The 11955-nt window shown below is 55.3% G+C and carries 10 protein-coding genes; 5 read left to right on the top strand and 5 right to left on the bottom strand.

Going from position 1 to position 11955, the window contains the following annotated elements; translation table 11 throughout:
- Window positions 1–140 precede the first annotated feature (140 nt).
- Entirely contained in the window at window positions 141–554 is a 414-nt protein-coding gene (locus tag HA48_RS14130) for a hypothetical protein (protein ID WP_128601884.1), read from the top strand.
- On the opposite strand, the gene HA48_RS14125 is transcribed toward HA48_RS14130, so the two are convergent.
- Together HA48_RS14125 and ydgH are read right to left on the bottom strand one after the other, a co-directional pair.
- Window positions 555–1946, bottom strand: a complete 1392-nt coding sequence (locus HA48_RS14125) for a basic amino acid/polyamine antiporter (protein ID WP_128601883.1) — start codon at window positions 1944–1946, stop codon at window positions 555–557.
- Between the two features lie 205 nt (window positions 1947–2151).
- Window positions 2152–3108 (bottom strand): DUF1471 family protein YdgH, encoded by a 957-nt coding sequence (ydgH, locus tag HA48_RS14120; RefSeq protein ID WP_128601882.1) that lies wholly within the window; start codon window positions 3106–3108, stop codon window positions 2152–2154.
- A 537-nt stretch (window positions 3109–3645) separates the two neighbouring features.
- Between ydgH and pntA the strand changes: the two genes are divergently transcribed.
- Entirely contained in the window at window positions 3646–5178 is a 1533-nt protein-coding gene (pntA, locus tag HA48_RS14115) for a Re/Si-specific NAD(P)(+) transhydrogenase subunit alpha (protein ID WP_128601881.1), read from the top strand.
- 11 nt (window positions 5179–5189) lie between these two features.
- Window positions 5190–6578 carry a Re/Si-specific NAD(P)(+) transhydrogenase subunit beta gene (pntB, locus tag HA48_RS14110; protein WP_128601880.1) on the top strand — a complete coding sequence of 463 codons (1389 nt, stop codon included), beginning with the start codon at window positions 5190–5192 and terminating at the stop codon, window positions 6576–6578.
- Between the two features lie 52 nt (window positions 6579–6630).
- Here the strand turns inward: pntB and uspE are convergent, their stop codons facing one another.
- Together uspE and HA48_RS14100 are read right to left on the bottom strand one after the other, a co-directional pair.
- On the bottom strand, window positions 6631–7587 hold the full coding sequence (uspE, locus tag HA48_RS14105) for a universal stress protein UspE (protein WP_128601879.1): 957 nt from the start codon (window positions 7585–7587) through the stop codon (window positions 6631–6633).
- 119 nt (window positions 7588–7706) lie between these two features.
- Window positions 7707–8459 (bottom strand): FNR family transcription factor, encoded by a 753-nt coding sequence (locus tag HA48_RS14100; protein ID WP_128601878.1) that lies wholly within the window; start codon window positions 8457–8459, stop codon window positions 7707–7709.
- Between the two features lie 296 nt (window positions 8460–8755).
- Between HA48_RS14100 and smrA the strand changes: the two genes are divergently transcribed.
- Complete coding sequence (smrA, locus tag HA48_RS14095) at window positions 8756–9322, top strand: DNA endonuclease SmrA (RefSeq protein ID WP_128601877.1); 567 nt, start codon at window positions 8756–8758, stop codon at window positions 9320–9322.
- Here the strand turns inward: smrA and HA48_RS14090 are convergent.
- A complete protein-coding gene (locus HA48_RS14090) occupies window positions 9319–10239 on the bottom strand; it encodes a LysR substrate-binding domain-containing protein (RefSeq protein WP_128601899.1) in 921 nt (306 codons plus the stop codon). The genes smrA and HA48_RS14090 overlap by 4 nt on opposite strands.
- A 320-nt stretch (window positions 10240–10559) precedes the next feature.
- Here HA48_RS14090 and HA48_RS14085 point away from each other — a divergent pair, with 320 nt between their 5' ends.
- Window positions 10560–11894, top strand: coding sequence for an MFS transporter (locus HA48_RS14085; RefSeq protein ID WP_128601876.1), 1335 nt, complete (start codon window positions 10560–10562; stop codon window positions 11892–11894).
- Window positions 11895–11955 lie beyond the last annotated feature (61 nt).

Here is an 11955-nt window from a genome sequence, read left to right as displayed (position 1 = left end):
GCTTTTCCCGGACCTGAGCTCTACGCTACCGCACGAATTATCCTTGTCTTACTGGTATGTACACCGTGAAATGTGCCATTATTAGCGGCGCGTTATCGCGCAGGGTTCGGAACCGTACTGAAAACAGGAGGAGTGCGAGGGTGTCTGATAAAGAGCTGGCTTCAGCCGGATACAGTGACCGCATCTGCTTCAATTACAGTGATTTTCTCTCCGCTTCCTGCAAAAAACGCTGGAGCTTTGTCGACGCCATTTACGGTGTAATGCCAATCTTTGGCATGGTGACACGTAAATCCGCACACAGTTTACAAGCCAGCGACGACCATCTGAAAGAATTAGCATTACAAATCATTTCAACGCAGGTCAGCGACGAGATTAATATCGCCCGTCTGATTACGCTGGCAGAGCAGCAGCACATTAGTCGCTTCGACATACAGCTGCCGTATCCGCTCTCTGCTGAGCAGCTTGATGCTATCCATCAGGAGTATCACAAGCCGCTCAACCTCACACAGCAGAACGATCTGCTGTGCGTGTCCATTCCCGTACAGCCGCACTGATTACTGCGTAAGCTGCCACAGTGCGGGCAGCGACGCCGCCATCAATAGCACCATCGCCATCCGTTCCAGCTGTGACAGCCGTTGCTCACCGCGACCGCCGCGACGTGCAAACAGAAACAGCATCAGACCCGGCGCATACAGCACCACCGAGAGCAGCAGATGCAGCGGCCCGGACGCATAGAGCAGCCACAGGCCGTATGTGCTGGCGCCGATGCCGGTCAACATCGCCAGCGGCTTATTCTGCCCGCGTACCACCTTGATCAGATACAGGCCAACCAGCAGATAGGGCACCAGAATCATCTCTGAGGCGATGGTCAGCAGCGTGTTGTAATCTGCGCCCGTAAGCGCAATCAAAATCAAACACACCTGCACGCTACCGTTGGTCAGCCACAGCGAGGCTGCCGGAGAGTTATGACGGTTCTGGCGCGCGATGCTGCGCGGAAATGCCCCTTGCCGGGCCGCCAGGAGCGGTACTTCTGCGGCCATAATCGTCCAGCTCAGGTAGGCACCACATACCGAGATAATCAGGCCGATGGCGATCACCGTATTGCCCCAGCTACCCAGCAGATGCTGCATCAGGCCGGCCATAGAGGGATTACGCATCTGCGCCAGCTCTGCGCGCGGCAACACGCCAAGCGAGAGCAGGGTCACCAGCAGGTAGACCAGCAACGCCGCAAGGACCGCCAGCAGCGTGGCGCGCCCGACATCCTTTTTATGCCGTGCGCGGGCAGAGACCACCACTGCGCCCTCGACACCAATAAATACCCACAGGGTAATCAGCATGGTTTGCTTAACCTGCTGCCACAGCGGCTGGCCCAGCTCCGTACCGCTGAAATCAAAATGGAAACGATCGTAATTAAAGGCCAGCAGCGCCAGGACCACAAATAACAGCAGCGGAACCAGTTTACCAAGCGTTGCCAGCAGATTAATGCTGGCTGCGGTCTGCACGCCGCGCAGCACCAGCCAGTGCACCAGCCACAGCAGAATGGAGGCGCCGAGCATCGCCTGCCAGGTATTGCCATCGCCAAAAATGACGCGATCTGGCGTATCGGTAAAGAAACTCAGAGCGGAGAAGACGATAACCAGGTAAGAGACATTGGCGATGACCGCGCACAGCCAGTAACCCCATGCGGAGCAGAAACCCATGAGCTCACCAAACCCGGCGCGGGCATAGGTGAAGATGCCGCCATCCAGATCGGGCTTAAGGCGCGTCAGTAACAGCATCGCCAGTGAAAGAAAGAGAATACCCACGCCGGTAATGAGCCAGCCAATCAACAGTGCCGCCGGGCCGGCAACCGCCGCCATGTTTTGTGGCAGGCTGAACACACCGGCACCAAGCATCGAGCTGAGAACCAGCGCGGTGAGCGCGCTAAGACCTAATTTTTTATCCAAAACGCCCTTCCTGAGTAGCAGAGTATGCTGGGTAGTGACTATTCCGCAGAAGTGTAGCGCAGTAACGCGCCGGCTTTAAAACGGAATGCCCTGAAACAGGCGGCAGATTTTACGGAGAGCGAAAAGGGAAGGCAATGCAAGACTATGCAGATTCGCATAAGGATTATGCAAACAGCAGGGCGATGCGCATCGCCCTGCCTGAGGCTTACTTAAACAGGTCTGCGGTGACGGTCAGGTTGCCGCCGCTCTGGTTCTGCCATTGACGGGTAACGTGGTAATACTTGGCACCTTTGGCAATCGCGCGTTTGCCCACGGCTTCCGAGATCTCAGTTGGCGTACCAAAGTGATCGGAGAAGGTGATGGTATCAAACGGCTGCATCTGTGCGGCCGTGATGGCATTCACTTCCTGAACACTGCGGCCATCCGGCTGAGTGACAGTGTAACGCTGGCCGGTGGAGCTCTGCGTTTCAAAGAAGCGGCCCACTTTGGTGCTTGGCGTATCTGAAGAGGCTACGCCAGGAATGGCCACTCGCTTCGCCGCTGCACCGCCTGCTGCCAGCGCCGCTTTACCGGCTTCAGAATCTGCCGGAATAGTGTCCGACGTATCCTGTACAACGCGCGCTTTGGCATCCGCTTTATAAACATAGGCCGTGACATACTGGTTGCCGCCGTTATTGGCATCCACCTGACGCACAATAAAGAACGAAGCGGCACCTTTATTCTTCGCGGCTTTGGCGATGGCTTCGTTTACATCAGGCTGGCTGGAGAAGAAGCCGCTGACGGAAACGGTATCAAACGGCTCAAGGCGGTACGCTTCTGCTTTGGGTAACTCTTTTACACCGTTGAACATGCGGTATTGCGTGGCGGTCTCGGCTTTCGGGGCATTGGCTTTGAACAGATCTGCGGTGACGCGCCAGTTGCCGCCATTGCCGTTGCTGTCGTTAATACCCTGTACATAGAAAGAGTCTGCGCCTTTTGCATCGGCGGCTTTGGATACGGCATCGGTCGCATCGCCGATTGCATTGAAGCGGCCACTGATATTAATACGTTCGAATGGTTTTAATGCGGCCGCCTGTTCTGGCGTTAACTCTTTAGCAGCAAACGCATTGGCTGCCAGCAGTGATAACAGGGTCGACGCCAGAAGGGTGTTCTTGAGCTTCATAAAAATGATCCTTCGCCTTACGCAAATTGAGTACGAAAACGTGCTGGACTCTTGATGTATAACAGATTAGCCGTTGATTATTGCATGTAATAATCGGCCTGTCTCAGCCAATTTATGCGCATACGATTGACAATTACAGTGAAATATTCATCAGCCTGTCATGCGGAGCTGATAGGGCCTGCTTATGCGCCATATATCGTTATATCTGGTAAGGCTTAGCGCTGAAATAGTTAACACATTGTTAATTAAAGGTTTTTAAAAACACTATGTTCGACATGACACGTTTTTGCGCAGCATAATATTTTTAAGATTGTCACAAATGCAGTGTCATAACATGGCTTTCGCGGTTCACATCTGAATATATGGGTGAATGTCATCGGTAAGCATTATCGCTGTGGATCGCCCTTCACATTTTCAGTAGGTTATAAAGACTTTGTTACATTGCGCATTTTGTTCATAAAAAGCTGAAACACCGTTTCGGCTTTTGAACATGTGCCGCTTACAGAACTCATCCTTTAATTATTGAAAGGAAACAGTATGTTAATCGGGATACCCAAAGAGCGGTTAGCCAATGAGTCGCGCGTTGCTGCAACGCCGAAGACCGTTGAGCAGCTGATCACGCTGGGCTTCAGCGTTACCGTTGAGCAGGGCGCCGGCGTTCGCGCCAGCTTTGACGATGAGAGCTTTATCGCCGCCGGTGCCAGCATCAGCGCCACGTCAGAAGTCTGGCGGTCAGACATTGTGCTGAAAGTGAATGCGCCTGACGAAGGCGAAATTGAGCTGACCCGTGCCGGCAGTACGCTGGTGAGCTTTATCTGGCCGGCGCAAAACCCCGCGCTGCTGGAAAAACTTGCCGCCCGTAACGTCACGGTCATGGCGATGGATTCGGTGCCGCGTATCTCCCGCGCTCAGTCTCTGGACGCGCTAAGTTCGATGGCCAACATCGCCGGCTACCGCGCCATTGTAGAGGCCGCCCACGAGTTTGGTCGCTTCTTTACCGGCCAGATCACAGCTGCCGGCAAAGTGCCACCGGCCAAAGTCATGGTCATTGGTGCCGGCGTTGCTGGTCTGGCGGCTATCGGTGCTGCGGGGAGTTTAGGGGCTATCGTGCGCGCCTTCGATACCCGCCCGGAAGTGAAAGAGCAGGTGCAGAGCATGGGCGCCGAATTCCTCGAGCTGGATTTTGAAGAGGAAGCTGGCAGCGGTGACGGCTACGCCAAAGTGATGTCTGAAGCTTTTATTAAGGCGGAAATGGCCCTGTTTGCGGCGCAGGCGAAAGAGGTCGATATTATCGTCACAACGGCGCTAATCCCGGGCAAACCTGCACCAAAACTGATTACGGCAGAGATGGTTGCCAGCATGAAGCCGGGCAGCGTGATTGTCGATCTGGCTGCCGCCACCGGGGGCAACTGCGAGCTGACCGTGGCCGATCGGGTTACGCTGAGCGATAACGGCGTGAAGATTATTGGCTACACCGATCTCCCCAGCCGCCTGCCAACCCAATCCTCTCAGCTGTACGGCACCAACCTGGTGAACCTGCTGAAACTGCTGTGCAAAGAGAAGAATGGTGAAATCACCGTTGATTTCGAGGATGTCGTTGTAAGAGGCGTGACGGTAATTCGTGACGGTGAGGTCACCTGGCCCGCACCGCCTATTCAGGTCTCCGCAGCGCCTAAAGCCGCCCAGCCCGCCGCCCAGCCACAGGTTAAAGCGCAAGCTGAACCGGCCTCACCGTGGCGCAAGTATATGCTTTTGGCGCTGGCGGTAGTGCTGTTTGCCTGCCTGGCAAACGTGGCACCACCGGCGTTTCTGTCGCACTTTACCGTGTTTGCGCTCGCCTGCGTGGTGGGTTACTACGTGGTATGGAACGTGAGCCATGCGCTGCATACGCCGCTGATGTCAGTGACCAATGCCATCTCCGGCATCATTGTTGTAGGCGCGGTCCTGCAGATGGGCCACGGCGGCTGGGTGACGTTCCTGGCGTTCATCGCCGTTCTGATTGCCAGCATCAATATCTTCGGTGGTTTCACCGTCACCCAGCGCATGCTGAAAATGTTTCGTAAGAATTAAGGGGTAACAACATGTCTGGCGGATTAGTGACTGCAGCATATATTGTTGCCGCAATTCTGTTTATTTTCAGCCTTGCCGGTCTCTCAAAGCATGAGACCTCAAAGCAGGGTAATCTGTTTGGTATCAGCGGGATGGCGATTGCGCTGCTGGCGACTATTTTTGGTCCTGACAGCGGCAACGTGGCCTGGATTCTGCTGGCCATGGTCATCGGCGGAGCGATCGGTATCCGCCTGGCGAAAAAGGTCGAAATGACCGAAATGCCAGAGCTGGTGGCCGTGCTGCACAGCTTTGTAGGCCTGGCTGCGGTGCTGGTGGGTTTCAACAGCTATATAGATCACGCGCCAGGGCTGGCGCCGGTGATGGAGAACATTCACCTTACCGAAGTGTTCCTTGGCATTTTTATCGGGGCAGTGACCTTTACAGGCTCGATCGTGGCGTTCGGCAAATTGCGCGGCAAGATCTCGTCAAAAGCGCTGATGCTGCCGCACCGCCACAAAATGAACCTTGCTGCGCTGGTGGTCTCCTTCCTGCTGATGCTGTGGTTTGTGCAGACCGCCAGCAGCGGCGCGCAGGTGTTTGCTCTGCTGCTGATGACGGTTATCGCGCTGGTGTTCGGCTGGCACCTGGTGGCCTCGATTGGCGGGGCTGATATGCCTGTTGTAGTCTCAATGCTGAACTCCTACTCCGGATGGGCAGCCGCGGCGGCAGGCTTTATGCTCAGCAACGATTTGCTGATCGTGACCGGCGCGCTGGTCGGTTCATCCGGTGCCATCCTCTCATACATTATGTGTAAAGCGATGAACCGCTCATTCATCAGCGTGATTGCCGGTGGCTTTGGTACCGATGTCAGCAGCGGTGATGCAGATGAAGAGGCCGGTGAGCACCGTGAGATCACGGCGGAAGAGACGGCTGAGCTGCTGAAAGGATCTACGTCTGTTGTCATTACCCCTGGCTATGGCATGGCGGTGGCGCAGGCGCAGTATCCGGTTGCGGAGATCACCGAGAAACTGCGCGCGCGCGGCATCAAGGTGCGTTTCGGTATCCATCCGGTGGCAGGCCGTCTCCCGGGCCACATGAACGTGCTGCTGGCGGAAGCCAAAGTGCCGTATGACGTGGTACTGGAGATGGATGAGATCAACGATGACTTCAGCGATACCGATACCGTTCTGGTGATCGGCGCCAATGATACGGTTAACCCGGCGGCGCAGGAAGATCCGCGCAGCCCGATTGCCGGCATGCCGGTGCTGGAAGTGTGGAAAGCGCAGAATGTCATCGTATTTAAGCGTTCGATGAACACCGGTTACGCCGGCGTGCAGAATCCGCTGTTCTTCAAAGAGAACACGCAGATGCTGTTTGGCGATGCCAAAGCCAGCGTTGAGGGTATTTTGCGGGCATTATAGATTGATTGATGCCAGAAACAGCAGGGCGGCCCAGTGTGGCCGCCCTGATCATTTAATCGTCTTCATCCTCTTCGTCGTCGTAATCGATCGGCGATTTGAAATCATCAGGCTTAATGGCCAGCAGGTCGCAGCGCAGATGGTCGATCACCTGCTCGGCGGTATTGCCGAGAAATGCCGCAGACAAGCCCGTACGGCCAATGGTGCCCAGCACCACAATCCCGGCATCCAGATGCGAAGCGATATCCGGAATGACCTCCTCCGGTAACCCTTTCGCCACGTGGGTAAACTCTTCGCTGATGGAGAACTTCTGGCGCAGCGCTTTCATCGCCACCAGATGCTGGCCGCGGATCGCGTCGTTATACACGCTGGGATCAAAATCCGGCAGTTCAATGGCAATGTTGATAGGGGTAATTGGATAAGCCCCAACCAGATGGACTTCCGTATGATTGACCATCTCCGCCAGCCGCGACGTTTCACGGATCAGTTTTTGGTTCAGTTCATCGTGGTGAGGCTCTTCGCTCGCCAGATTCACCGCCACCACGGCTTTGCCACCCTCCGGCCACGGCTGATCTTTTACCATCCACACCGGGCAGGGACATTTACGCAGTAGATGCCAGTCGGTAGGCGTGAAAATCACTGCCTCGAGCCTGTCGTGCTGATGCGCCATCTTCAGCACCAGATCGTGCTGATGTGCCAGCACTTCCTGGATAATGGCTTCGAAAGGGCGGTTATGCCACACCACTTTAATCTCAATCTCTACGCCGGCCTCAATATAAGCGTGGGCCTGCTCGCGAATCCACTCGGTGCGCTGGCTGATCACCCCTTTGCGCATATTGGCACGCTCATCGGGCGATAACAGGGTGGTCATTTCGTAGGAGAAGTCGTAAATAGGCAGGAAGGCTTTGATTTTTCCGCCGATACGTTGATTAAGATAGACCGCACGGCGCAGCGCGGGCTGGTCATCCTGCTGAGCATCAATCGCAACCAGGATATTTTGATAACGGGACATAAGCAGTCTCCTCAAACCAAAGCGAAGTTGGATTAAAGATAGCCTAAGAATGCGCAGGGCAGAAGCGGAAAAGTTGTTGCCGGATCAACAAAATAACATTTACTGACCCGGCATTAATCTCACGCGGCTTGATCGGCCTGACCGGCCAGTTCGGCCAGCAGTGCGTGGTTTTCAATGGTGATATATTTGCCTTTGACCGCCAGCATGCCGCTTTTCTGGAAGCGACCCAGCAGACGGCTAATGGTCTCGACGGTCAGTCCCAGATAATTACCGATGTCGCCACGCGTCATGGTCAGGCGAAACTCACGCTGAGAGAAGCCGCGCTGGCCGAAGCGACGTGACAGATTCCAGATAAACGCCGCCAGGCGCTCTTCGGCATTCTTCTTCGACAGCAGCAGAATCATATCCTGATCGCCTTTGATCTCCCCGCTCATCAGACGCATCATCTGCTGACGCAGCGCGGGCATTTTGCCGGAGAGGTCATCAAGGGTTTCAAACGGGATTTCACACACCATCGCGGTCTCCAGCGCCTGCGCGAAGCTGGGGTGATGCGCCCCCACGATGGCGTCAAAACCGACTAAATCACCCGCCAGATGGAAGCCGGTAATCTGTTCGTCGCCCTGCTCGGTAATGGTGTAGCTTTTAATGGTGCCGGAGCGAATAGCATAAAGCGATTTCAGTTCATCACCGGCTTTGAACAGCGTCTGGCCTTTCTGAATTGGCTTTTTGCGCTCAATGATATTATCCAGCTGATCCAGTTCATGTTCGTTCAGCGTGAAAGGAATACACAACTGGCTGATACTGCAATCCTGACAATGGATGGCACAACCGCCAGACTGAATACGTCGAATGCTGCGTTTTTCCGGAATCATATAGGTACGCTCGATGATTATTGACTGCGGTCAATTTTAACATTTTTCCCTGCTATGTGAACTCATCCGAGCAGTATTAATGATCAAAACCTCACAAATGTTGTGTATTCGCGGCTTTGAAGCATACATACCGCGGTGCCTGATTTGATCTGGAACGATTTCTTGCCATTTTTACAGGTGGCCCCCTATTGCCGCTGCGCAAAAAGTGACAGATGTGATGTGCAATAACCTTTGCTAAGATTTTGCTTTTAAGCCTGACAATCGGCCCAGTTCAACACCCGGCAGGAGTGAACACCATGAACCTTGATGATGAAGATCTGTTTCGGGATGCCATGGGCGATGTAACGCCACTGAAAAATTGCGCCAATACACAGTGGCTGCGCGTGCCCTCAGCGAAGGCAGCAGCACAAACGCAGCCAGACGCACCGCCAGAGAACTTTCTGACGCGCGGCTTTCTCGAGATCATCCCGCTCACCACGCCGCTGGAGTACAAAGCCGACGGTATCCAGCAGGGCGTGCTGGATAAACTGCGGTTGGGAAAATATGATCTCGACGCCAGCCTTAATTTGCTGCGGCAGCCAGTAGAGACCTGCCGTCAATCGCTGTTCAGTTTTATGCTGGAAGCGCATAAGCAGGGCCTGCGCAACCTGCTCATCATTCACGGTAAAGGGGGCAATGACGAATCCCATGCCAATATCGTTCGCAGCTATGTTGCGCGCTGGTTACAGCAGTTTGATGATGTGCAGACATTCTGTATGGCGCAGCCGCAGCACGGCGGGGCAGGCGCGCTCTATGTCGGCCTGCGTAAAACCGATAAAGCGCGGCTGGATAACCGGGAGCGGCATGCAAAGCGCAGCCGCTAGCTATGGAATTTACGGATTGTCGCCATCAGTACTTCTGCACTGAGATTGAGGTGGCTACCGCTGCGGGTAATGATCCCCACTGGCTCACCGGGCCCCGGAGAGGCGATTGGCAGCGCCTGAAGCGCGCGGTGACTCAAATCCTCTTTTACCGCGCCGGAAGGGACAAACCACACGTAGTCATAGCGTAGCGCCAGCTGCCGTGCCAGTGAGGTTGAAGAGGTCTCAACGCAGTTTGCCGGCAGTGAGCAGCCCTGTTCCTCCAGCATATGCTGGGCAATACGGCGCGGCGCGGTCCCTTCAGGCGAAATCACTACCGGCCACTGCATCGCGCGCGACAGGGTGACATTGTCACTTAGCAGCGGATGCTCCGGGCGCACTACCAGATTGAGTGACTCCAGAAACAGCAGCTCATAGGTCAGTCCGGCCATCATCTCACTGCCTGCCATGCGGCCAATGCCAATATCAAACTCACCGGCACGCAGTCCCGCCAGCAGCACATTGTTGTGCAGCGTAGCAACCTGAACCGTGGTATTGGGCTGCTGCTCATGAAAGCGGTCGAGGATCTGTGGCAGCATACCCATCGCCGCAGTGGTGAGCGCACCCAACCTAATAACCACCGGCCGGCCGGGAGCCGGCGCGTTAAGGCTTTGACCGGCATGGTTGAGCGCATCCAGCACTTTCACCGCATGCGTTAAAAACTGTTCACCGGCCGTAGTGAGCTGCGCGCCAAGGCGCCCGCGTTCAAGCAGCCGCGCTCCGGCCAGCTCTTCCAGCTCATTAAGCGTTTTTGAGAGGGCCGGCTGGCTGAGGTTGAGGGTTTCAGCGGCGCGGCCCAGAGTACCTTGCTGCGCAACGGCAACAAAGGTGTGCAGATGGCGCAGGCGAATGCGCTGATTAAAAAGATTATTTTTATTCATAGCCTCAAACATAGTGAGTTATACCTTGCCTCAGCAACCGTTAAATTAAAATTTTGTTAACTTAGTTGCAGAATCATCTTAACAAATCAGCACGATGTACCGCAGGAAAATAACTCCCTGTTTTACAAGGTTTATTGATAAAACACGGTTGCACCCGTCTTATTACCCTCTGTCATATCAACGCGTTATGCATGCAAAGTTTGAATAATTCTCAATTTCACTTAAAAAGGGTGACGGTTATTGTTAACGATGCGCTATCATAAGCGCCGTTTTTTTTACCAAAACTGATGATTAAACGATGAAAGTGCAGGAGTGGTACCGTGACCAGCGTTGAAGCCCCAGACGTCCGCCAGCTCATTAATCAGCGTGCGCTAAGCCGCTGGCAAAAACGCTTAATTGCACTGTGCTTCATCGTGGTGGCGCTGGATGGCATGGATATTGCGCTAATGGGCTTTATCGCGCCAACGCTTAAAGCCAGCTGGGGCGTAACCAATCATCAACTGGGCGCGGTGATCAGCGCCGCTCTGATTGGCCTCGCGCTAGGGGCGATGGTGGCCGGTCCGCTGGCCGATCGCTACGGCCGCAGGGTCATGATCCTGCTCAGCGTGCTGTTTTTTGGCCTCTGGACGCTGGCCACGGCGATGGCGCAGAACATCGAACAGATGATGGTGTTTCGCTTTCTGACCGGGTTGGGGCTGGGCGCGGCAATGCCTAACGTCGGCACGCTGGTGGCGGAGTATGCACCAGAGCGGCGCCGCTCGTTCATTATTACCGTAGTGTTCTGCGGTTTCACCTTTGGCGCGGCCTCCGGTGGTTTTGCTGCCTCCTGGCTGCTGCCACGCTATGACTGGCACTCGGTGATGTTCATGGGCGGCGTACTGCCGCTGCTGGTCCTGCCGTTTCTGCTGCGCGGCCTGCCGGAGTCCGTTCGTTTTCTGATTAGCCGTCGCGCGCCCGCCACGCGTATTCATGCGGTGCTGGAGCGGATGCTGCCGGGCGCCGTGACACCGGGCTGTGATTTCCACCGCAGCGAACCGCCAGCGGCTCAACACAGTGCGGTGGCAACGGTACTGTCACGCCGTTACCTGTTTGGCAGTACGATGCTGTGGGGCGGCTATTTTATGGGCCTGTTCCTGGTCTATTTGATTGGCAGCTGGTTGCCTTCGCTGATCAATACGCTTGGCATGTCGGTGACGGAAGCGGCAATCGTCACGGCGATGTATCAGGCGGGCGGCACGGTGGGGTCGTTATTTGCCGGCTGGCTGATGGACCGCATCAACGCCAACCTGGCACTGGCCATCATCTATTTCTGCGGTGGCATCGCCATCGTTGCGCTGGGATTCTCTCCCGCGCAGGTTGGGTTGATGAGCGGCATCGCCTTCTGCAGCGGCTTCTGCTTTAACGGTGCCAATACCGGCATGAATGCGCTCTCTGCCAGCTACTATCCCACTCATGCGCGCGCCACCGGCTCCAGCTGGATGCACGGCGTCGGGCGCGTGGGTGCCATCATCAGCGCCTTTGCCGGCGCAGAACTGCTGTCGCTGGGCTGGTCATTCAGCCAAATCTTTTTACTGCTGGCGATTCCCGCCGTGCTCACCAGCGTGATGCTGGTGCTGAAGTGCCGCTTTAGTAACCCGCCATGCCATACTGAGTGACAGAGCGATCACAGTTTTGTGAAATTCTCACCCGGCGCTAAAGGGTTGATCTACAGTAGCA

Source organism: Pantoea wallisii (genome assembly GCF_002095485.1).
Lineage (GTDB): Bacteria > Pseudomonadota > Gammaproteobacteria > Enterobacterales > Enterobacteriaceae > Pantoea > Pantoea wallisii.
This window is presented reverse-complemented; position numbering and strand designations above follow the sequence as displayed.

What these genes read in the sequence shown, in the direction of transcription:
- smrA (WP_128601877.1), top strand. Translation starts at nt 8,756, where the DNA reads ATGAACCTTGATGATGAAGATCTGTTTCGGGATGCCATGGGCGATGTA.
- uspE (WP_128601879.1), bottom strand. Translation starts at nt 7,587, where the DNA reads ATGTCCCGTTATCAAAATATCCTGGTTGCGATTGATGCTCAGCAGGAT.
- HA48_RS14090 (WP_128601899.1), bottom strand. Translation starts at nt 10,239, where the DNA reads ATGAATAAAAATAATCTTTTTAATCAGCGCATTCGCCTGCGCCATCTG.
- pntA (WP_128601881.1), top strand. Translation starts at nt 3,646, where the DNA reads ATGTTAATCGGGATACCCAAAGAGCGGTTAGCCAATGAGTCGCGCGTT.
- pntB (WP_128601880.1), top strand. Translation starts at nt 5,190, where the DNA reads ATGTCTGGCGGATTAGTGACTGCAGCATATATTGTTGCCGCAATTCTG.
- ydgH (WP_128601882.1), bottom strand. Translation starts at nt 3,108, where the DNA reads ATGAAGCTCAAGAACACCCTTCTGGCGTCGACCCTGTTATCACTGCTG.
- HA48_RS14100 (WP_128601878.1), bottom strand. Translation starts at nt 8,459, where the DNA reads ATGATTCCGGAAAAACGCAGCATTCGACGTATTCAGTCTGGCGGTTGT.